The organism is Isoalcanivorax indicus (assembly GCF_003259185.1).
In the GTDB taxonomy this organism is placed as follows: Bacteria; Pseudomonadota; Gammaproteobacteria; order Pseudomonadales; family Alcanivoracaceae; genus Isoalcanivorax; species Isoalcanivorax indicus.
In genome coordinates, this window is the sequence record NZ_QGMP01000001.1 from 2483505 (window position 1) to 2505732 (window position 22228).

Annotated in this window: 14 protein-coding genes; 9 read left to right on the top strand and 5 right to left on the bottom strand. The window is 64.6% G+C overall.

Going from position 1 to position 22228, the window contains the following annotated elements:
* Positions 1–7: 7 nt before the first annotated feature.
* From mreD to DKW65_RS11240, 3 genes are read right to left on the bottom strand one after another with little or no spacing between them, the layout of a single operon-like run.
* Positions 8–499, bottom strand: a complete 492-nt coding sequence (gene mreD, locus DKW65_RS11230; RefSeq protein WP_111657330.1) for a rod shape-determining protein MreD — start codon at positions 497–499, stop codon at positions 8–10.
* Positions 500–501: 2 nt separating this feature from the next.
* Positions 502–1350, bottom strand: coding sequence for a rod shape-determining protein MreC (gene mreC, locus DKW65_RS11235; RefSeq protein ID WP_342767602.1), 849 nt, complete (start codon positions 1348–1350; stop codon positions 502–504).
* 57 nt (positions 1351–1407) lie between these two features.
* Positions 1408–2445 carry a rod shape-determining protein gene (locus DKW65_RS11240; RefSeq protein WP_111657630.1) on the bottom strand — a complete coding sequence of 346 codons (1038 nt, stop codon included), beginning with the start codon at positions 2443–2445 and terminating at the stop codon, positions 1408–1410.
* 223 nt (positions 2446–2668) lie between these two features.
* On the opposite strand from DKW65_RS11240, the gene gatC reads away from it, so the two are divergent.
* The 9 genes from gatC (at position 2669) to mscK (ending at position 13819) form a co-directional block, all read left to right on the top strand.
* Positions 2669–2956, top strand: coding sequence for an Asp-tRNA(Asn)/Glu-tRNA(Gln) amidotransferase subunit GatC (gene gatC, locus DKW65_RS11245; RefSeq protein ID WP_111657332.1), 288 nt, complete (start codon positions 2669–2671; stop codon positions 2954–2956).
* Between the two features lie 23 nt (positions 2957–2979).
* A complete protein-coding gene (gatA, locus tag DKW65_RS11250) occupies positions 2980–4440 on the top strand; it encodes an Asp-tRNA(Asn)/Glu-tRNA(Gln) amidotransferase subunit GatA (RefSeq protein ID WP_111657333.1) in 1461 nt (486 codons plus the stop codon).
* Positions 4441–5898, top strand: coding sequence for an Asp-tRNA(Asn)/Glu-tRNA(Gln) amidotransferase subunit GatB (gene gatB / locus DKW65_RS11255; RefSeq protein ID WP_111657334.1), 1458 nt, complete (start codon positions 4441–4443; stop codon positions 5896–5898).
* Positions 5899–5936: 38 nt separating this feature from the next.
* Positions 5937–6755, top strand: a complete 819-nt coding sequence (locus tag DKW65_RS11260; protein WP_111657335.1) for a crotonase/enoyl-CoA hydratase family protein — start codon at positions 5937–5939, stop codon at positions 6753–6755.
* A gap of 417 nt (positions 6756–7172) precedes the next feature.
* Positions 7173–7970, top strand: a complete 798-nt coding sequence (locus DKW65_RS11265) for a cyclic nucleotide-binding domain-containing protein (protein ID WP_111657336.1) — start codon at positions 7173–7175, stop codon at positions 7968–7970.
* 81 nt (positions 7971–8051) lie between these two features.
* Positions 8052–8444, top strand: coding sequence for a PA2779 family protein (locus DKW65_RS11270; RefSeq protein WP_111657337.1), 393 nt, complete (start codon positions 8052–8054; stop codon positions 8442–8444).
* Positions 8441–9397 carry a PA2778 family cysteine peptidase gene (locus DKW65_RS11275; RefSeq protein ID WP_162925820.1) on the top strand — a complete coding sequence of 319 codons (957 nt, stop codon included), beginning with the start codon at positions 8441–8443 and terminating at the stop codon, positions 9395–9397. The genes DKW65_RS11270 and DKW65_RS11275 overlap by 4 nt, the downstream gene beginning before the upstream one ends.
* A 116-nt stretch (positions 9398–9513) precedes the next feature.
* Entirely contained in the window at positions 9514–10308 is a 795-nt protein-coding gene (locus DKW65_RS11280; protein ID WP_111657339.1) for a hypothetical protein, read from the top strand.
* Positions 10309–10447: 139 nt separating this feature from the next.
* The gene (mscK, locus tag DKW65_RS11285) at positions 10448–13819 is read left to right on the top strand and encodes a mechanosensitive channel MscK (RefSeq protein ID WP_162925821.1); all 3372 of its coding nucleotides are present in this window, start codon (positions 10448–10450) and stop codon (positions 13817–13819) included.
* Positions 13820–13822: 3 nt separating this feature from the next.
* On the opposite strand, the gene pbpC is transcribed toward mscK, so the two are convergent.
* The gene (pbpC, locus tag DKW65_RS11290; protein WP_111657341.1) at positions 13823–16210 is read right to left on the bottom strand and encodes a penicillin-binding protein 1C; all 2388 of its coding nucleotides are present in this window, start codon (positions 16208–16210) and stop codon (positions 13823–13825) included.
* A complete protein-coding gene (locus tag DKW65_RS11295) occupies positions 16210–21786 on the bottom strand; it encodes an Ig-like domain-containing alpha-2-macroglobulin family protein (RefSeq protein WP_111657342.1) in 5577 nt (1858 codons plus the stop codon). The genes pbpC and DKW65_RS11295 overlap by 1 nt, the downstream gene beginning before the upstream one ends.
* Positions 21787–22228: the final 442 nt, after the last annotated feature.

Consider the following 22228-nt stretch of genomic DNA (forward strand, 5'->3'; position numbering starts at 1 on the left):
GATCGCCTCAGCGCACCATGAACCGGCGCCGCACCCAACGGAGCAGGCCGAAAACCGGGCGCCAGATCAGTGCCGACACCAGCGCGGGCAGCAACACCCAGACTGGCGGCACCAGCACCCGGCCCACCGCGCTCTGCACGGTGTAGGCAATCAGTGCTCCGGTACCGGTGAGCAGAAACACCACCACCGACTGCTGCAACGGCGGGAAGACACGAATACGCTTGTGGGCCGCCAGCGCGACATAGGCCACCACCGCCAGGGCCACCGCATGCTGCCCCAGCACCACGCCCGTCAGCACATCCTGAAACAACCCGACGGCAAATCCCCACAACACGCCGATACGGTGCGGCAGGGCAATGACCCAGTAAATCAGCGCCAGGGCCAGCCAGGTGGGGCGGCCAAACTCGACGGCATCCGGTAACGGCAACACCGTCAGCCAGGCGGCCACCAGGAAGGTCCCGATAATGGCGGCAGTGCCCTGATGTTCACGCTCCCGCATTCTCATTGCTCCGCGCCCTCCTGCTGACGGCGCACGGGCCGTTCCACCAGCAGCACATGGCTGGCGCGATCAATGCTTGCCGTGGGGCGCGCCTCGACTATGGCAAAGGGCGCACCGGGATCATGATCCAGACGCACCACTTCGGCGACCGGATAACCGCGCGGAAAACGCTGATCCAGGCCCGTGCTGACCAGCAGATCGCCTTCGATGATGTCGGCGGTGTCCGGCACAAACAGCAACCGCACCCGATCAGGTTGGCCGGTGCCGGCCAGGATGGCACGCACGCCATTGCGATTGACCTGTACCGACAGCGCATGGCTGGCATCGGTAATCAGCAGCACCCGAGCCGTGAAGGGCCCGGCATCCACCACCTGGCCGAGCAGCCCCCCCGCATCGAGCACCGCCTGGCCACGATAGACGCCCGCGTGGGTGCCCTTGTTGATCACGAATTCCTGGCGGCTGGGGTCCGGCTCGATACCGATGATTTCGGCGGCCAGCACCCGGGCATCCAGTTCCGCAGATGAGTTGAGCAATTCGCGCAGGCGCACATTCTCGGCCTCCAGCACGGCCAGACGCTGGACGCGCTGCTGAAGTACCAGAATCTGACGCTCAAGATGCTGCTTGTCGGCCTGCAGGTCGGCGCGGGACACCGCCTGGCTGGACGCCCACTCGCCGATGGCGGAAGGCATATGGGCAAGATAATGAATGGGCGCAGTAATATAGCCGATGGCAAAGCGCACCGGCTGCACATGATCACTGCGCTGATCCAGCAACATCAGGGCAGCACCCACCACCAGCGCCAGGACCAGCCGGTATCCGGGATTGGGAGTGTCCGCAAACAGGCCTTTGATGGTCTACCTCGTCTGTCTGCTGTCCGGCAGTGCGCCCGGGAGGTCCCGGGCTGCCATTCAGCTCAGCGCCAGGGTATCGAAGCCGCGGGTATCCATCAGTTCCAGCGCCTTGCCCCCACCCCGGGCGACGCAGGTCAGCGGATCGTCAGCCACGATGACCGGCAGGCCGGTTTCTTCGCTCAGCAGACGGTCGATATCACGCAGCAAGGCGCCCCCACCCGTTACCACCAGACCGCGCTCGGCGATATCGGAGGCCAGTTCCGGCGGCGACGCTTCCAGCGCGTTCTTGACCGCATTGACGATGCTGTTCAGAGGATCCTTCAGAGCTTCGAGGATTTCTTCACTGTTCAGGGTAAAGCTGCGCGGCACCCCTTCGGCCAGGTTACGACCACGCACATCAATTTCCAGAATTTCGCCGCCCAGATAGGCGGTGCCGATTTCCTGCTTGATACGCTCGGCGGTGGATTCGCCGATCAGGCTGCCGTATTCCTTGCGCACGAACGAGACAATCGCTTCATCAAAGCGGTCGCCGCCCACACGCACGGATTCAGCGTAGACAATGCCGTTCAGGGAAATGATGGCGATTTCAGTGGTACCACCACCGATATCCACCACCATGGAGCCGCTGGCTTCATCCACCGGCAGCCCGGCGCCAATGGCGGCCGCCATGGGTTCCTCGATCAGGAAGACTTCCCGGGCACCGGCGCCATAGGCGGAATCCTGAATCGCCCGGCGTTCCACCTGGGTGGATTTGCAGGGCACACACACCAGCACCCGAGGTGCCGGCGGGAAGAAGCCGCTCTCATGTACCTTCTTGATAAAGTACTGGAGCATCTTCTCGGTCACTTCGAAATCGGCGATCACGCCGTCTTTCATCGGCCGGATGGCGGTAATGTTGCCGGGGGTCCGGCCCAGCATACGTTTGGCGTCCATGCCCACTGCGGCCACGCTTTTCTGGGCGCCATGGTGCCGGATCGCCACAACCGAGGGTTCGTCGAGCACGATACCCCGGCCCCGGACATAAATAAGGGTATTGGCAGTCCCCAGGTCAATGGAGAGATCGGTGGAGAACATCCCCCGAATACGCTTGATCACGGACATTCTGGCCAGCTTCCTGAATGTTTGAGGCGAGACGAGACCGCTACCTGCGTAGCGGTACAGAAGGCGCAACTCTAGCAACGGCGGGGGGTTTGGGCAACTGCGATACCCCCCTGAGCGCTTTAGATGCCCCGGGCATTGCCGTATATTATGCCCCTTTTAACCATTCATTACCTGTGGCGTCGCTTGATGGCGCCCTGCAACGGCCCCTGGAGAGATCATGGCCCTTGACCCGAAGGCGCTGTCTGGCGTCGCCCATCTGGCGCGCCTGCACCTGGACCCGGCAGACACCGACGCCCTGACCGAGCGGTTGAACAGCATTCTAGGCATGGTGGACCGGCTGCAAGAGGCGGATGTCACCGACGTCGCCCCGCTGGCCCACCCGCTGGACGCCACCCAGCCGCTGCGCGACGACACCGTCAGCGAAGCGGACATCCGCGAACAGGTGCAGCCCCTGGCCCCCGCCACCGGGGACGGCTGCTACCTGGTTCCCCGCGTTATTGAGTGAACACTGCCGAGCCGGACATGCCCATGCATCGCAAGACCCTGACCGAACTGAAGGCCGGCCTCGACGCCGGAGATTTCTCCGCCCGGGAACTGGCCGAACATTTCCTGGCGCGTATCGACACCCTGGACCCGCAACTGAACAGCTTTATCAGCGTGACCCGGGACCAGGCTCTGGCCCAGGCCGACGCCGCCGATCAGGCCCGCGCAGCTGGCCAGGCCGGGCTGCTCAACGGCCTGCCCATCGCCCACAAGGATATTTTCTGCACACGCGGCGTTCGCACCAGCTGCGGCTCGCGCATGCTCGACAATTTCATCTCGCCCTACGACGCCACCGTGGTCGAACGCATGCAGGCCGCTGGCGCCGTGATGCTGGGCAAGACCAACATGGACGAGTTCGCCATGGGCTCGTCGAACGAAACCAGTTGGTATGGCCCGGTAAAAAATCCGTGGGATACCGCACGTGTTCCGGGCGGCTCTTCCGGTGGCTCTGCTGCCGCCGTCGCGGCACGCCTGGTGCCTGCGGCGACCGGCACCGACACCGGCGGCTCGATCCGCCAACCTGCAGCACTGACCGGCATCACCGGCCTCAAACCCACCTACGGCCGCGTGTCCCGCTGGGGCATGATTGCGTTTGCGTCGAGTCTGGATCAGGCCGGCCCGATGGCCACCAGCGCCGCCGATTGTGCGCTGCTGCTGTCCGCCATGTCCGGTCATGATCCGCGCGATTCCACCAGCGTCCATCAGGCCGTGGAGGATTACAGCGCAGCACTGGATCAGCCCCTGAAAGGATTGCGCATCGGCGTGCCGGAAGAATTTTTCCCCGCCACACTTGACGACCGCATCGCCAGCACCACCCGCGCTGCCATGGCTGAACTGGAAAAACAGGGCGCCACCCTCGTGTCCATTCGCCTGCCCAGTGTCGACCTGTCGGTACCGGCCTATTACGTGATTGCACCGGCGGAAGCGTCCTCCAACCTGTCGCGTTTTGACGGCGTGCGCTACGGCTACCGCTGCGATGACCCGCAGGACCTGGAAGACATGTACAAGCGCTCCCGCTCCGAAGGTTTTGGTGCCGAAGTGAAGCGCCGCATCCTGGTCGGCACCTATGCCTTGTCGCACGGTTACTACGACGCCTATTACCTGCGCGCACAAAAGGTACGCCGCCTGATCAGCAATGATTTTGCCCGCGCCTTTGACGACGTGGATGTGATCATGGGCCCGACCTCTCCGGAGCAGGCCTTCGCCCTCGGCGCCAAGAGCGACGATCCGGTGACCATGTATATGGCGGATGTCTTTACCATTGCCGTCAACCTCGCTGGCCTGCCTGCCCTGTCCATGCCTGCGGGCATGATCGACGGCCTGCCTGTCGGCATTCAGGTGATCGGCAATTATTTCCGCGAAGGACAGATTCTGAATGTTGCCCACCAATTCCAGCAGGCCACTGACTGGCATCAGCAGGCACCGGCATTCGGGGAGAGCGCATAAATGGAATGGGAAACCGTGATTGGCCTGGAAGTGCATGTACAGCTTTCCACCGCCACCAAGATATTTTCCGGCAGCAGCACCGCCTTCGGCGCCGCGCCCAACAGCCAGGCCAGCCTGGTGGACCTGGCCATGCCCGGCACCCTGCCGGTGCTGAACCGCGCTGCCGTGGAAAAGGCCGTCCTGTTCGGCCTGGCCATCAATGCCGAGATCGGCAAACGCTCCGTGTTCGAGCGCAAGAATTATTTCTATCCCGACCTGCCCAAGGGCTACCAGACCACACAGCTCGAAGCCCCCATCGTTGGCCGCGGCGACGTCGAGATACAACTTGAAGACGGCACCCGCAAGACCGTGCGCATTCACCACGCCCATCTGGAAGAAGATGCAGGCAAGTCCCTGCATGAAGCCTTCCACGATGAACAGGGCCGGGGCATGACCGGCATTGACCTGAACCGCGCCGGCACCCCGCTGATCGAAGTGGTCACCGAACCGGACATGCGCAGCCCCGAAGAAGCCGTCGCCTTCGCCCGCAAGCTGCATGCCATCGCCACCACCCTCGGCATCTGCGACGGCGATATGTCCCAGGGCTCCATGCGTTTCGACGTCAATGTGTCCGTGCGCCCCAAAGGCGAGGAAAAACTCGGCACCCGCACCGAAACCAAGAACCTCAACTCGTTCCGTTTCATGGACGCCGCCATCCGCCAGGAAATTCGCCGTCAAATAGAGCTGATCGAAGACGGCGGCAGCGTGGTCCAGGAAACCCGTCTGTTTGACGGCGACACGCAAACCGCGCGTTCGATGCGCACCAAGGAAGACGCCAACGACTACCGCTACTTCCCCTGCCCCGACCTGTTGCCCGTGGAAGTCACCGATGCGGACATCGACCGACTGCGCGCCCAGCTGCCGGAACTCCCGGACGCCCGCGCCGAACGCTTCATGCAACAGTACGCCCTGTCTGGCTATGATGCGGGCCTGCTGGCCGCAGACCGGCATATCGCTGACTATTTCGAAGCGGCCGCAGCGGCCGCTGGCGACGCCAAACTGACCGCCAACTGGGTCATGGGCGACGTCAGCGCCCGCCTGAACGCCGAAAACCTGGACATCCGCCAGGCGCCGCTGAGCGCCACCGGCCTCGGCCAGCTTATCCAGCGCATCAAGGACGGCACCATTTCGTCAAAAATCGCCAAACAGGTTTTCGACGCCTGCTGGCAGGGCGAAGGCAGCCCGGACGAGGTGATCGACGCCAGGGGATTGAAACAGGTGTCCGACAGCGGCGAGCTGGAGAAAGTGGTCGATCAGATCATTGCCGATAACGCCGACCAGGTGGCCGCCTATCAGGCCGCCGAAGGCGCCAAGCAGAAAAAGATGTTCGGCTTCTTTGTCGGCCAGGCCATGAAGCTCACCCAGGGCAAGGCCAACCCGCAGCAGATCAATGCCTTGCTGCAGGAAAAGTTGCAATAACACTGACGCCCCAGGGCACGCCACAGGAGCACACCAGCATGGCCGAGCCACAACGTTTTCGCGACCGTATCAGTCTGCGTATCGAAGACAGTATTGCCTACGTCAGCCTGTCACGGCCGGAAAAGTACAACGGCCTCGATCTGGACATGCTCCAGGGGCTGGTAGACGCCGGCCGTTTTCTGAAAAAAGACCGTACCCTGCGCGCCGTCATCCTCCAGGGCGAAGGAAAGTCATTTTGCGCCGGGCTGGACTTTGCCACGGTGACCCGACAACCGGGCCGTATCCTGCGCAGCTTTCTCAGCCATCTGGGCATTCGCCGCGCCAACCTGTTCCAGTACTGCTGCTGGATCTGGCGCGAGTTACCGATGCCGGTCATTGCCGTGACACACGGCCACTGCTTCGGCGGTGGTCTGCAAATCGCCCTGGGTGCGGACTTCCGATTCAGCACGCCGGACTGTCAGTTTTCTGTCATGGAAATCAAATGGGGCCTGCTGCCGGACATGAGCGGCACCGCCAGCCTGCGTGAACTGTTGCCGATGGATGTCGCCAAGGAACTGGCCATGACCGGCCGCGTCTTCGATGGCCGGGAGGCCCACGCCCTGCATCTGGTCACCGGCATCAGCGACGACCCGCTAGCCCAGGCCCAGGCCCTGGCCGCCGACCTCGCCACCCGCTCCCCGGATGCCCTGGCGTCCATCAAGACACTGTTCCAACGCAACTGGCTGGCCAGTGAACGCCGCGCCTTCCGTAACGAACGCTGGCTTCAGGTGGGTCTCTTCATGGGCAAGAATCAGCGGCGTGCCATGCAGGCGGCCATGAAAAAGGAACCGCCTGTTTTTGGGCCTCGTGGTCGGTAGCGTTGGGGGCCATTCTTTTTGTTGGGGTGGTTGTGGCCCTCGGGGGGCGTCACGCGCAGCCCGATCTTCAAGCGGGCAGATGGCCGATGGTGTTGTTCCTCCAACACGCGCTATAACCACTGAACGTAGAATCTCGCTCCGGCGTTGAGGCGGGGTGCGCCCTGGAGGGACATCTTTGCCCAGGGATGGGCAAAGAAAGAGCGCCCAGGGACGGCTTGAGCGGTCCCGGAAGGGCGCACCCCGCCTCAACGCCTCTCTGCTGGAGAGACACCAACCCGACGAAGTGAGATCACTACAGTCAAAAAAGCCAACCTCGTTCACAGCACCATGCGCTCTGTGAGGCTGACACCCGCCACCAGCTAAGCCATACTCGAAGCTCTGCCCCCGAGACGCCGTATTCCGCCGGAGCATGCATCAATGATTTCAATTGCCGAACCCACCAGCGGCTTCCCCACTCTGGTGCGCCAATACAAACGCCTGGTCATCGAACTCACCCGACACATTGAACTCGACGGCACGCCGCTGCACCTCGGCCCCACCGATGATGCCACCCGCGCCGGCATGACCCCCGACAGAATCTGGCTGGTCAAAGGCGGCATGCTCAACATGAGCTGCCAGCAGCGCAAACTGTTCACCTGGGATGAAGGTGATCTGATCCTCCCCGACGCCGTGGAAGAACCCCGCGCCCGGGATCGCATTACCTTTCACGCCGATGCCGCCGTGCTGCTGGTCGGCTATGAAACCCTGCCACTGGTGCGCAGCCTGCTGGCCAACGAAGACAGCGCACGCCTCTGGACACAGCTGCTGATCACCCAGCAAAGCATCCTGCTACGCCTGCTGGCCGCGCATATAGAAGAAGACCTGCACCCGACACCCGGCTTCGCCTATTTTCAGCCCGGCGACATCATCATCCAGCAAGGTGACGAACCACGGCACGTATACAGCCTGTTCGAAGGCGAAGCCGATGTGCTGGTCGACGGCGTCGAAGTGGGCAGCGTCAAGGAAGGCGAAGTGCTGGGTGCCCTGGCGCTACTGACACATCAGCCCCGCACCGCCACCGTGCGCGCACGCAGCCGGTGTGCCGTGGTCAAGGTGCCCAAGGATCAGTTCCGCCAGCTGATCCGCTCCAACCCCGCCATGATCCAGGGGCTACTCACCGACATGGCCCGGCAGATCGTCCAGCTGAACAGCCAGGTGGTGGCGCTAAAATATTGAAAAACAACGCCTTGAAAACTGGTGCCCGTCTGCGGCTGTGCTAGCCTTTAATGATATCCATAGCCGCACAGGACGCCGCTCATGAAAACCAAGACGTTGATTGCCCGTTCTCTGGCCGTGATCTTTCTGGCCGTACAAACGCTGATGATGCCCGCCGCACACGCCGCCATGATTGGCACCGATCAGGTGCTGGCGCAGGAACAACGCAGCGCCTATGAAGAGCGCGTGCTGACGGCCCTCAGCCGCGACGATGCCGCCGATGCCCTGGGACGCTTTGGTGTCAGTGAAGAGCGCATTCAGGATCGTCTGGACCGACTCAGTGACGCCGAACTGGCCACGCTGGCACAGCAGGCCGATAACCTGCCCGCCGGTGAAGGCGCACTGGGTGTGCTGGTGTTCATTCTGGTCCTGCTGATCCTGCTTGATCTGCTCGGCGTTACCAATGTCTTCCCGGCCATCAAGAGTGCCGGTTGAAATACGGAGCAGCCTTAACACTGCTGATCATGTTTGCGGCGCTGAGCGGCTGCCAGAGCCGCGCGCCGCTACCGGACGCAGCGTCGTCGTCCCGGCACATTGATGATGTGCCCTTCTTTCCGCAGGACGATTACCAGTGCGGCCCCGCAGCCCTCGCCACCGTGCTGGGCCATGCCGGCGTAGAGGTGTCCGCAACCGAACTGGTGGATGAAGTCTGGCTGCCCTCGCGTCAGGGCAGCCTGGCCATGGAGCTGGTCGCCGCCGCTCGCGCCCGTGACCGGCTGGTCTATCCGGTCACAGGCAGCGACACCCTTTTTGCATCACTGGATGCCGGGCTGCCGGTGCTGGTGATGCAGAATCTGGCGCTGCCCCGCTGGCCGCAATGGCACTTTGCCGTGGTCACCGGGTACCGCGACGACGGCCGCACCGTGATCCTGAACACCGACACGCGCGAGGCACACCCGCAAGCCTGGAACCGTTTTGTGCGCACCTGGGCCCGGGCAGACTATCAAGGCTGGGTGCTGCCAGCGCCGGGGACGCTGCCGTCGTTCGCCAAACCCCTGACCACCGTGCAGGCCCTGCAGGATCTTTCCGGCAGCGCCGGGGCGGCGGCAGCTGATGCGCACTGGCATACTGCGGCGGCGCGCTGGCCGGATCATTATCTGGTGCAATTCGGTTACGGCAATCACCTGTGGCAACGTCGTGACCCGCACGCCGCCGTAGCAGCGTGGCAGGCCGCCGCCGAGGCCCGGCCGGACGCCTTTGCGCCCTGGCATAACCTTGCCCTGGCGTATGCGGGCCTGGGCTGCAGCGACGCCAGTCAGGATGCGCTGTTACAGGCAAGACGCGCCTCGACCAATGCAGAGTTGCTCGCTGCGCTGGAGCAACGTTTCGCCGACACGCCACCCGTGGACCCTCCACCCGCAGACCGGGGTGCCACGGCGTGCCCATGACAAGGTTTCCGAATTTTTGCAGGGCTTTACACCGGATGTGACCCGGATCACCCACAGCCCGTGCGGGCCTGCATAAAGTAGCGATCACAAAAAAGGACCAACCTGAGGATCACACCATGAAGGTAAATCGCATTGCAGCCATAACGTTCGGCCTGACGGCAGGCGCCGCCGCAACGCTCGCCAGCACTTCAGCCCTGGCGCAGACCAGTGCCAGTGATGTGCGTCTGTTCCAGAACTACTACTTCGACGCCGTGATTACCGGTACGCCGTACATCGGCGGCCGCGTCTCCTATGTGGACTATGACAATGGTCTGGACGCAACAGATATCGATGTCTTCGGTGGCTTCACCGTCAACCCGGACATGGAACTCGAAGCGCAGATCGGCCATCGTCGCGTGTCCAACGGCAGCAGCGAATCGGGCCTGAAGGATGCCTTCCTCACGGGGCGCTACATGCTCGATATCGACAGCCCGGCAGACGTGGCCATCGGTTCTTATGTGACCCTGCCGATCGGCAAGGAAGAAGTGGGCCAGGACCGCTTTGATGTCGGCGTCTACGCCGCCAGCCGCTATATCGTGTCACCGCGCGTGACGCTGACCGGTAATGCATCCTTCCATCTGTTTGATGGCACCGGCCCCGGCAATGACAGCCGCTACAGTGGCCTGCAACTCGGCGCTGGCATGATCTACGGCCTGAGCAACGACACGCATCTGGTGGTGGAAGCAGCCTCCGGTCCCACCCGGGGATTCGGCGGCACGCCGACGGCAGGCACCTCGCTGGCGGGCGCCATCAGTGCTGGTCTGGACCACAACATCGGCGCAGCCCGTGTTCGCGGTGCCCTGATGGTTGGCACCGAAGACAGCCTGTTCGATGACGTCGGTCTGATTGCGGAATTCACTCTGCCGCTGTAATGCCCCGCCTGCCCGATCAGGCATGAAAAACAGACCGGCAGCGCCCTGTGGCCTGCCGGTCTTTTCATTGGTGTTCCCTGTCCCGATTTCTGCGATCATGAAGCCGCTGCGACGGATTTGTCAGCCACAGGGAGTTTCCATGATCCGCGTTTCACCCACATCATTTCCGTACTCGCTGGCCTGCTGGCTCCCGATGCTGCTTCTGTGCCTGATGTCGACCACAGCATCAGGGCTGGGCAGCGAGGACGATTTGCCAGATCGTGATGCCGTGCAGGCGCAAATCGATACGCTCGAAGAACGGGAACTGCCCGCTGCGCGCAAACGCCTGATCCAGGAAGATCTGGACCTTACGCTGCAACACCTGCAAGAACGCGCCGACTACCAGGCGCGGCTGACCCAGACCCGGGAGCGCGCCGAAGTACTGCCCCGGGAGATTCTGTCCACCCGCCAGGCGCTGGCCAGCTTTACCGCTACCGATACCGATGCCCTGACCGCCTCATTACAGGACGCCGACATCGGCGATGTGGCGGAAGCCCTGTTTTCTCGCCTGACGACGCTGGAACGCCTGCAAGGCGCCCTCGGGCAAGCCAATACCGATCTGGCCAGCAGCCAGTTATTGCCCGAGCGGGCCCAGGCGGACATCGCCAGCACACTGGCGCGCATGGAGATCGCCCGCGCGGATCTGATTCGCCTCAATATCAATGACGACGCGCTGGAAAATCAGGCGGCAATCCAGCGGCTGCGTGCAGAAATTGCCGCGCAGGATGCGCGACTGGCCCTGCGTCGTACTGAATTGCAGAGCAATCCCGACCGCCAGTCGCTGGCCAACCGCCAGCGTGAACTCCTGCAACGGCGAATTGCCGATCAGGAGCGGGCCATGGATGCTGTGCAGGCGGTGCTGGATCAGAAGCGCCGCGAACGCACCCAGGCCATTATTCGTGAAGCCCAGGCGCCGCTGGCGAACCTGCCTCCCAGCCCGTTGCTGCAAGCTGAACTGCGCCGCAACACCCGGTTGGCCGAACGGATCATGGAGGTCACGGAGCAGGTCAATACGCTGATACGCGAAAACGTCTCCCTCGGCTCGCAACTGGAGCGCGTCCGGCAACTGGAGCGCACCCTGGTCGAGCAGGTGGCGGCCCTGCAAGGCAGCCTGCTGCTGTCACGCATGCTCTACCAGCAACAACAACAGCTGCCCAAGCTGGACCCGCGCAGCGCCCGTCAGATCGATGTCGCCGACCTGCGCCTGGAACAGTACCAGCTGGGCGAACAGCGCGAGCAACTGATGCAGCCCTCGCAGCAAGCGGCGCTGATGTTGCGGCGCAGCGGCGAGACCGGCAATGAGGCGGTAGCTCAGGCGCTGGAGCAGATACTGACCACCCGACTGGAACTGATCGAGCAGCTGGAGCCCGAACTGAACCGGCTGTTGAATCTGGCCATCAGTCATCAGGCCACCCACCGGCAATTGCAGTCGGCCAACCGTACCGCCCGCGACACCATCAGCGAGCAGCTGTTCTGGATGCCCAGCACGCGGCCGTTGAACACCGAAACACTTCGCGCCCTGCCCGCTGCCCTGGTCGCGCAGATCGGCAGCCTGCTGTCCGCCGAGCCCTGGGTGCAGGCCGCCGAACGCCTGCGGGCGCGCTGGCCCGCGCCAGCACTCGCCCTGATCATGGCCCTGGGCCTGCTGTGGCGTCGGCCCGCCTTTACCCGCGCGTTGCAAACGCTGAACGAACAGGTCGGCTACCTCAAGCATGACTCGCAGCAGCATACGCCCCGGGCGCTCGGCCTCATTCTGTTGAAGATCGCCCCGCTGCCGCTGGTTCTGGCGGTCACCGGCCTGACACTGCGCACCGACGACATGCTGGGCGCCACGGTCATTGGCGCCATCTTGCTGAAGATCGCCATGATCCTGCTGGTGTTCGGTCTGCTGCAACGCCTGCTGGGCAAGAGTGGCGTTGCCGCCAGGCACTTCCGCTGGCCCGACGACAACGTGCGTGTGCTGCGCCGTACCATGGCCATGACCGCCCTGATTTTCATCCCGCTCGGCATGGTGATCGCCGTCGGTGAGCAGGCCCCGGAACTGCTCGCCGAGGACCGCCTCGGCCTGCTGATCATGCTGTGCAGCGGGCCGGCACTGGCCTGGTTGCTGGCGCGCGCCGCCCTACACTACCCGACGCGCCGGCAACTCAAGGGCGGCCTGGTGCGCGGCACGACGGCAGCGAGCATGGCCGCCATACCGCTGACGCTGACGGTCCTCAGTGCCATCGGCTACCACTACACGGCCATTCGTCTGGGCGGCCGCCTGGTGGATACTTTCTACATTCTGCTGTTGTGGATTCTGGTCGCCGCCACCGCACGGCGCGGCCTGGCCGTGGCCGCGCGGCGGCTGGCCTATCGCCGCGCCGTGGCGCGACGAGAGGAGTTGCGCCAGCAGCAACAGACCGCGCGCACCGACAGCGATGCCGGCGAGGCGGTGGAAGAGCCCCCCCTGGACATGGAGCAGGTCAGCGCCCAGTCATGGCGGCTGACCAATCTGTTCCTGCTGATCACGTTCGGTATCGCCATCTATCTGGTCTGGGCCGACCTGCTCGGTGCCATGGCCTACCTGGACAATATCGTGCTCTGGCAGCAGGTGATTGGTGAAGGCGAGCAGGCCATGTTCGTGACCACCAGCCTGCGCGACGTGATTTTCGCCTTCGCCTTCCTGATGGTGGCGATGATGATGGCGCGCAACCTGCCCGGCTTGCTGGAGGTACTGGTACTGTCCCGGCTGGAACTGAAACCGGGCAGCGCCTACGCCATCACCTCGATGATGGCCTACACCCTGACCATCGTCGGTCTGGTGGTGGCGCTGGGCAATCTGGGCGTGTCATGGAGCAAGCTGCAATGGCTGGTGGCGGCCCTGGGTGTGGGTCTCGGCTTCGGCTTGCAGGCCATCTTTTCCAACTTCGTTTCCGGGATCATCCTGCTGTTCGAACGCCCCATTCGTATCGGCGATGTCATCACCATCGGAGACTTGTCCGGCACCGTGATGCGCATCCGGATTCGCGCCACAACGATTCGTGATTTCGATCGCAAGGAAATCATCGTGCCGAACCAGAAGTTCGTGCAGGAACAATTGATCAACTGGTCACTGAGCGACAACGTCACGCGGCTGGTGCTGAAGATCGGCTTCGCCTACGGCAGCGACCTGAAGCGGGCCCACGAAGTGCTGCTCCAGGCGGCGGGCGAAAACGAGCGCGTGCTGCGCGATCCTGCGCCCACCGCCTTTTTCCTCGGCTTCGGTGCCAGCACGCTGGATCATGAACTGCGCGTGCATGTTGCCGAGCTGGCCGACCGCCTGCCGGTGCAGGATGAGCTGAACCGGCGCATCGACCAGCTGTGCAAGGAAAACGGTATCGAAATTGCCTTCAGCCAGCTCGACGTGCACATCCGCACCCCGAAAGGCAAGGAGCTGTGCGTGCAGAAAGACGCCGGTCGCGAGCCGCCCGACGACAACGAGACCCGCTGAGGCTCAACCGGCACCCGCCGTATCCCGGGCCAGCACCTGCACCCATTGCTCCAGGCGCTGGCCATGCTGGTCCACCAGCGTGATGCGATGCCAGCCTGGGGGCAGGCGCAAGGCCAGGTCATGGAAATGGCGAGTCTCGGCCTGGAAGCGGTCGTTGATATGCCAGCGCACCGTGGCGCGCGGGTCGCGGTGCACGGCGCGGAACAGCACCTTGCCCAGCCGACCATCCAGATCCACCGGCACCATCAGGCGGGTGCCGTCCTGTGGATAGAGCAGCCCCATGACCGGCTCATCGCTGTAATCTGCCAGCCCTTCCAGACAATCGCTGCGCCATGGCGGAGGCGGCGCGTAACCGGGGGTATGGCTGCGCCAGAAGAAGGCCTGCACCGGGGGCAACTGGAACCAGGCCCGGGGCTGCATATGGGCCGGGCGTTCGCAGCCCGCATGAACACGGTAGCCCTCGGCATCCAGATGCAGTGTCGTGTAATGCGGCGAGACGCGACTGAAGTGGCTGCCCCGTGGCGCCCGGGCCTCGCGGGTCGGGCAATCGGCCCGAACCAGATAGCCGTCGTCGGCACACACCGTCAGTGTCTGCAGCGACTGCACCGGCTCGCGCAGCCACGGCACGGCACCAAGCAGCCCGAACACCTCCAGCATCAGCGGCGCCGCCGCCAGGGTGCCGGTCAGGTCGGGCACGCCCTGCCCTTCGGCATTGCCGGTCCAGACGCCCACCGTGTAGCGCCCGTTGCTGCCAATCGCCCAGCCGTCGCGCAAGCCGAAACTGGTGCCGGTTTTCCAGGCAATCGGCTGGCTGGCACCGAACTGGCGCCACAATCCTTCATGGCCAGGCCGCACCACATCGATCAACGCGTCGAGGGTCAGCCAGCTGGCGCCCTGGCTAAGCACCGGGGTAGTGAGCACCGGTACGTTCGGCGGCGCCGGGCCTGACGGTTGCAACAGTGTCGGCATACGCGGCGCGTGGCGCACGCCGTCACGGGCGGTGGCGGTCAGGTTCGCGTACAGGCCGGTGAGTTCCCACAGGCTGGCTTCCGAGCCACCGAGGATCAGCGTCAGACCGTAATCATCCGGCGCCCTGAACAGGGAGGTCAGGCCCAGTCGGCGCAACTGGTCATGGAAGCGGTCCACACCGTAGTCGCGCAGCATACGCACCATGGGCACGTTCAGTGAGCGCGCCAGCGCCTCCCGTGCGGGCACGGCGCCGCGATGCAGGCGGTCGAAGTTTTCCGGGCTGTAACCGGCAAACTGGGTCGGGATATCGGCCACCAGGGTCTCCGGCAGCAGCAGGCCCTCGTCCAGCATCAGGGCATACAGGAACGGCTTGAGCAGGCTGCCATTGCTGCGCGGACGGCGCACCAGATCCAGCATGGCGCCCGGGCGATCTGCCACACCGGCACGATGATTGCCTACATAGGCCTGCACGGTCATGTCGCGGTGGTCCACCACCACCAGCGCCAGATCCTGAATGCCCTCGGCCCCCAGTCGGCGGCCATGATGATCGGCCAGCGCACTGACCCGGCTCTGCAAACGACCGTCCAGCGTGGTGCGGTAAATGCCATCGCTGGCCGCCGCACTGCGGGTCAGCGTGGCGAGCAGATGCGGCGCTTCACGGGGCAACGGCCGGGGTGCATCGGGCAGCGGCTCTGCCAACGCCAGGCTCAGTTCCAGATCATCCAGCGCCCCCTGGGCATGCAACCGCTGGAGCAGCCCATCGCGCCGCGCCGCCAGCGCGTCGCGATTGCGCCCGGGGTGCAGCAGCGCCGGATTATTCGGCAGCACGGCCAGCACCGCCGCCTCGGCCCAGCTCAGGGCTTCCGGCGGACGATCAAAATAACGCCACGCCGCTGCATTGAGCCCCACCACATTGCCACCAAACGGCGCATGACTTGCGTACAGGGCCAGCAGCGTGTCCTTGTCATGCCGCCATTCCAGGCGCAGGGCCAGCCAGGCTTCGTACACCTTGCTGCGCAGGGTGCGGGCACGCGGCGGGCCTATCTGACGCGCCAGTTGCATGGTCAGTGTGCTGCCGCCGCTGACGACGCGTCCCTGGCGGACGTTATCGCGGGCCGCCCGCAGCACCGCCAGGGGGTCCACGCCCGGATGATGGCGAAAACGACGATCCTCGAAGGTGAGCAGTGCCTCGGCAAAGCGTGGCGGCACCGACTGCACCGGCGCGAACCGCCATTGCCCGTCTGCCGCAATGGTGGCCGCCAGCAGGCGGCCATCGCGGTCCAGCACCGCTGTGGCATGGGGCGCCTCGAACAGCGGCGCAGGCAAGGGCCAGCCCAGCAGCACGCCCAGCGACACCAACACGGCCACCACGCCGATCAGCGCGCGGCGCCCCGGACAACGACGACGGGCCCGGTCAGGCATCAGCGCGCCAGCACTTCGACCCAGCGACCGGCCAGCCGTCCCTGTACGGCGGCGTCATACATGTTCTCCACCTGCCAGCCCGGCAGATAGAAACGACCCGCAAACGACGCGTTCAGTGACAGCTCCAGCGTCCGCTGCTCGCCCGCATTCAGGCTCAGGTAACTGAGCACCCGGTCATCACGAATATCCTGATAATCCAGCACCGCCACCTCGTCTTCACCGGCCATGCGGGTGTTGTTCACCTGCCAGCCACTGGGCAGGATCTGCGTCAGCGCCAGTTCCGTCTGGCGGCGACCGCTGGTATTGGTCACCGTGACCCGGGCAACCAGGTCGGTGCCCTGCGGCAGGCGGCTGATGTCCAGCGGCTGCCCGTCCGTACCCAGGAACCGGGTCTCCAGCCGCAGGCCTGCCGTGCGCGCCGTTTCCTGCCCGGCGGCGGGCACGCCTTCATTGGCGAACAACAGGTACAGAGGTTGTTTGCTGTCATTACGCAGCGCGACTTCACCCGCTTCCGGCGTCACCGCCTGCTGTGTCATCACGCCCGGGAGATGCCGGGGTTGCCATTCGCTCTGGCCGGGCTCACGCCAGGCCCAGGACAGCGCAGGCGGCTCTTCATCGCCCTGACCTTCTATGCCCTGACCTTCTATGCCATAGAAGCGGCTCAACGCCAGCAAGGCCCAGGACACCGCCTGGGTGCTGTGCCACTGATCGCCCGACAGACTGTCGGCCATCTGCCGGGCCAGCGTCTCGGCGGTGTCATGCGCGTCACGCGCCGCCAGCACCGGCAAGATCAGGGCCTGGTCACGCAGCGTCGAGGCAAAGGTCGCATCCGGTCGCGCCCGCTCCGGCGGGGAAGTCCCCAGGTCAGTCACCAGACGCTCCACCACCGCGGGCATGCCGATCTGCTGATAGGCGGCCGCCAGTTGCCAGCGCGCCATCACGGCCAGCCCGGTCTCCTCGCGCAGCCGGTTCATGGCACCGGTTTCCGGCTGACCGGCCAGCGCCAGGGTGTACAGGCGATAGGCCTGAATCAGTTGCCCGGTTTCGTCACTGGCCACGTAGGCACGCGCCTGACGGCGCTGGTGCTCACGCCAGCCATCGAGCATTTCGGTCGGCACGGCATAGCCCAGACGCCGTGCTTCCAGCAGGAAGTGCCCGGCATAGCTGGTGCTCCAGTCGTTAACGCTCGCCGCGCCCGGCCAGTAAGCGAAGCTGCCATCCGCCAGCTGATAACCGCGCAACCGATCCACCGCCCGCTGGATATTGGCCCCGGTGCGCTCACGCTGGTCGTTGTCCAGCACCAGCAGACGCGGCAGATACAACTGCGGGAACGCCGCCGAAGTCACCTGTTCCAGGCAGCCATGCGGATAGCGGATCAGGTATTCGAGACGCTGACTCAGGTTCAGCGGTGGCACACTGCTCACCTCCAGGGTCGCCCGATTGGTGCCGGGCAGGCCGTGGGGGGTAAAGTCGTGCGTCCAGGTCTCTCCCGGCGCCACGCGCGCACGCACCTGGTCCAGCGACGGCGGATTCGGGCTGCGCACCGTCATGTGCACGGTCTCGCTGGCCTCATGACCCGCCCCGCTGGCGCGTACGGTAATGTCGCCCTGCCCCACGGCATCGCCCACCGCCAGGCCCAGACGCACGATGGCCTCACCAGGGCGTTCCAGGCGCACGTTCTGGCGCGCCTCGGTCACCCGGAACAGCTCGTCGGCCTCCAGCTCCACCTCGACCTCGTCGATGGCGGCATCCTGCACGAACAGGTTGACGGGCACCGTCAGCGTTTCCTGCGGCCCCAACACGCGCGGCAAGGTACTCAACAGCGACAGCGGGTCACGCACCAGTACGGTCCTTTCCGCCTTGCCGTAACGGCCATTGTCACCGGCCACCAGCATCACCCGCACGGCACCGAGATACGGCGGCAAGGTGACCTGATGCTCGCGGCTCTCGTTGCTCGCCAGCGGGAAGGCACCGAGGAAACGCACCACCGGCGGGAAGCGCCGTCGACGACTGGCTTCATCATCCAGCTCCGCTTCATCACTGCCGCCGATGGCCACCAGACGTTCCAGCGTCCCGGCAAAGGCGCCCGCCACCTCATCAAACAGATCCCAGGTGCGCACCCCCAGCGCCTCGCGCCGGAAGAACTGGCGATGCGGGTCCGGCGTACGGTAGCCGGTCAGGCCAAGCAGGCCTTCGTCTACCACCGCCAGGGTATAGGTCATGGGGCGGCCATGGGTTTCCCGCACGGTAACCGTAAAGGTGCTGTCAGAGGTCACTTCTTCCGGTGCCTGCAACACCGGCTCCAGATGGGTGGCCGGGTCTGATACCGCCAGCGGCAGAATGCCGAACAGTCGCAGCGGCCGGTCGTTGCTGCGGCCGGCGTGGGGCTGCACCAGGGTCACGCTGACATAGACATTGGGCGCCATACTGGGGGTGATTGGCACCGCGAAACGACCCGGGCCATCTTCCAGATCCAGCCAGAACTGACGCAGGATGCGGCTGCCGGTTTCCAGACTCACCAGCGCCCGGCCACCGCCTTCGACGTCCGGCAACTGCACCGTCGCCGTCTCGCCCACCTGGTAGTCGGTGCGCTCGCTGTACAGGGTCAGGCGCGCCGGACCTTCGCCGCGTTCCTCGCGGGCGCGGCCGGCCCAGCCCGGCCAGTCCATGTAGAACACTTCGCCGGTGCAGTGGCCACCCGCCGAATCGCACACCCGCAGCAGGTAACGGCCCCATTCCGGATGATTGATACGCAGGCTCCATTCGGCTTCGCCGTCAGCATTGGTGCTCACCCGACCGCGCTGCAAGGCCTCGTGCCCGGCGGCGCTGGCGTAACGCGCCAGCGACTCCCCGCTCTGGTCCCACCACCAGCGCCACTCGATCTTGTACAGCGACACCTCCAGATCACGCAGCGCCGCAGGCCGCCCGGTGTTGTCCAGCGCAGCAATGCGCACCCGGTGATCCGTATCGGTCAACAGCATGTTGCGGGCCTCGTCCCCCGCCGGCAGCCGCAGGCCCACATAATGGGGCCAGGGGTGATAATCCTGACGCTGGCTCTGGATACTGAACTGCCCACCCTGCTCGAAGACACGACTGGTGAACACCGCGCGCAACATGCCCGGGGCGGCCTCGTCATGGACCAGTTTCAACGGAAACGCCATGCGCCCCTGACTGTCCAGCCGCCCCTCATGCACCGTCTGCTCACCACTGCTGAAACTGCGTGCCGGGTCATCAAAGGTGTAATCGGTAAAGCGGTCGAAACGTGTCCGCGTGGGCACCAGCCGGGCCCGCACATCAGCGCGCAATCCCGACGCCGTCGCACCGCTGAGCCATTGCGCAGACAGCACCGCATCACGCGGCAGGGCATCCACGCGCAGCGCCTCGTCACCGGCGTCCAGCTCCAGGCTCAGGCGGTTGGGCACCACCGTCTCGATCAGCAACGGGCGCTCGAAACGCATGCCCCCGAGACGCGCCACGGCCCGCCAGGTGCCGGTCGGCGCGTCCTCATCGGTGCGCAGGGTAAACGGATAGAACTGCCCCACCGGACGCGTGTGCGTGCGCCGCTGCACCACATTGCCGCGCGGATCAATCAACTCCAGCGTGACCGGATGATCGGCGGGCAGCGTCTGCTGCCGATCCTCCAGTACAAAAGTCAGATAAATATTGTCACCGGGCCGCCAGACATCACGCTCGCCGTACAGGAAGCCCTTTACCGCATTGCGCACCTCGACACCGCCCACATCATACTGACTGGTCGGCAGTGCCAGGCCGCGCGAGAGTTTCAGATAGCCACGGTCATCGCCACGTTGCGCCACCATGTAGAAGGGCACGCCATCCAGCGGAATGACCGCCATGCCGGTGGCATCCGTCGTGCCACGGCCAATGCGTTGCTGCTGGTAATTGAACACCTCGACGTTCGTACCCGCCGCCGCACGGCCGCTGCGCAACAGCGTGGTCGCCACATGCAGGTTGCTGTCATGCCCCTGCTTGGCCAGCAGCCCCAGATTGGACGCCAGCAGGTTGCGTTCATCGCTGACGGCGTTGTCATGGCTGTAAACGTAATAGGCGGCATCACAGGGATTGTGGCGCTGGCTCCAGGCCACATAGCCACTGTTGTTGTACCACTGCTCGATGCCGTCCCAGCCACTGCCCTCAATCTGGCCACGGGCTTCCCAGTTGCCCAGCGGCCGTTCCGGATCCTGCACCGGACTGGTGTCCTCGCACCCGAACAGCGTCTGGTCCCGGTCGATGGACAGGGTCAGTTGATACAGCGCCCCCGGCGCCTCGCTCACCAGATCACTGACATCCAGCAGATAACGCTGCCAGCGGTCACGCGGCAGATCGTTGAGGGGAATTTCCCGGCGCCACAGATAGCGGCCCACGTTCTGCAAACCGTACTGCTGGTTCAGATCATTGTTCTGCAGGAACTGGCCAATGTTGTCGCGATAAACGCGCAGGGCGGTCACGGTCACCGCGCGCACGTTAACCGCCTCGAACGGCACCGTCAGATGCTCGGTGTCCGGCAGCACCACGCCCTGCCCCACAAAGCGAACCCCGGGCCGCAGGCTGACAAACGTCAATTGCTCTTCATGCGCCTCACCCAGACGTCCGTTACCGGCGCTGCGCAAACCGCCTTCCAGCCGCAGGGTCACCGGCCCGGTATGCCGCTCGGGCGGATACACCTGCAAGGTGCTGCCTTCGATACGCGCCGTCGCATCCTGACTGTCCAGACGCACCAGCCCGGCCAGGTTCTGCCGGGCGTCCAACGGCTCACTGAACGTCACGGCGATGTACTGGCGTTCGGCCGCCGTAATGCGCACATCGGTAATGCTGAATTCATTCCGCGCCGGTACCCGCAGGCGTCGCTCACCGCGCTGATCGGTCCCCAGCGGGCGCCCGTCCCAGCGCAGCAGCACTTCACTGGCCGCTTCACCCCGGACAATCTCGTCCACCACAAAGGTATGCATGCGGCCACTGCTGTCCTGCTGCCAGGACAACGACAGGGCACGACCATCCTGCTCGGCGCGCAGCACCCGGGCGACCGTGTCCGGCGCCGCGCGATCGATGGTCGTCAACTCTCCGGACAGGCTCATGCGCTCGCCATCCGTCACCGGCACCAGCCCTTGCAGGCGCAGATCCAGGCGCTGGGTCAATGCTGCGGTGCGGAACTGCCAGCGACTGGTCAACGGCAGCCCCGGCAGGGCGGCCCCGGCCAGCGACACGGTGTAGGTCTGCCCGGGGGTCAATGGCTGCGCCGGGGTAATCACCAGTTCGTGCTCGCGCACAAACACAGCCTCCACCGCCAGGGCGGGCGACACCGTCACCAGATCCTCGATGGGTTTGCCGACTTGCTCGCTGTCCACCACCGGGCGGGTAAAACGCACGCGCAGGGGCTCGCTGGCGGGCACCTGTGCAGGCGAATGGCTGGCAATGAACGGCGCCCAGGCGGCCTGGGTGGCTTCACTGGCGGGCTCATCGGCAGCGGGTTCCGGATCACGGTCACAGCCCCACAGCAGCAGTGCGGGCAACAGAAACAGCAATGCGCCGAGGCGGCGCCCGTGTGCAACAGTCTTCATGATCGGCTTCCAGGCCTGTTGTTCTGGGTTGGGAGGGTCACAGGCGTTGATTCATACACCCCGCAACGCCCTGTAACGGCAAGTAGGACAATAGCAAGAAGCCCGAGTGCTCTCTATCACCCGTGGTATCCGACCGATGGTGTCGCCCGGGCTGATGTCGGGGATCTGTTGAGCGGTTTGCCATTCTGCTCCTGTCGGAGATGTTGGCCCTCGGGGGGCGGGTAAGGGTTTTCTGGACACGCCGTGAATACATCCATGTAGGCTCTCGTTCGGCATCCATGCCTCTCGAAGGTCCAGAAAACCCTTACCCGCCCCCCGAGGGCCGTCACGCGCAGCCCGGTTAACCACTTCCAGCCCACCGAAAGTCTGGTTCCTGCGTCGAGCTACGAAGTGCTGAACTTGCAGTGACTACGAAACTGAGGCCTTGGTGCGGGGTAAGCCC

Coding starts and splice junctions, on each gene's coding strand:
- gatC (WP_111657332.1), top strand. CDS start 2,669: ATGGCCCTTGACCCGAAGGCGCTGTCTGGCGTCGCCCATCTGGCGCGC.
- mscK (WP_162925821.1), top strand. CDS start 10,448: ATGATCCGCGTTTCACCCACATCATTTCCGTACTCGCTGGCCTGCTGG.
- DKW65_RS11265 (WP_111657336.1), top strand. CDS start 7,173: ATGATTTCAATTGCCGAACCCACCAGCGGCTTCCCCACTCTGGTGCGC.
- gatB (WP_111657334.1), top strand. CDS start 4,441: ATGGAATGGGAAACCGTGATTGGCCTGGAAGTGCATGTACAGCTTTCC.
- mreD (WP_111657330.1), bottom strand. CDS start 499: ATGCGGGAGCGTGAACATCAGGGCACTGCCGCCATTATCGGGACCTTC.
- DKW65_RS11295 (WP_111657342.1), bottom strand. CDS start 21,786: ATGAAGACTGTTGCACACGGGCGCCGCCTCGGCGCATTGCTGTTTCTG.
- pbpC (WP_111657341.1), bottom strand. CDS start 16,210: ATGCCTGACCGGGCCCGTCGTCGTTGTCCGGGGCGCCGCGCGCTGATC.
- DKW65_RS11280 (WP_111657339.1), top strand. CDS start 9,514: ATGAAGGTAAATCGCATTGCAGCCATAACGTTCGGCCTGACGGCAGGC.
- DKW65_RS11260 (WP_111657335.1), top strand. CDS start 5,937: ATGGCCGAGCCACAACGTTTTCGCGACCGTATCAGTCTGCGTATCGAA.
- DKW65_RS11270 (WP_111657337.1), top strand. CDS start 8,052: ATGAAAACCAAGACGTTGATTGCCCGTTCTCTGGCCGTGATCTTTCTG.
- gatA (WP_111657333.1), top strand. CDS start 2,980: ATGCATCGCAAGACCCTGACCGAACTGAAGGCCGGCCTCGACGCCGGA.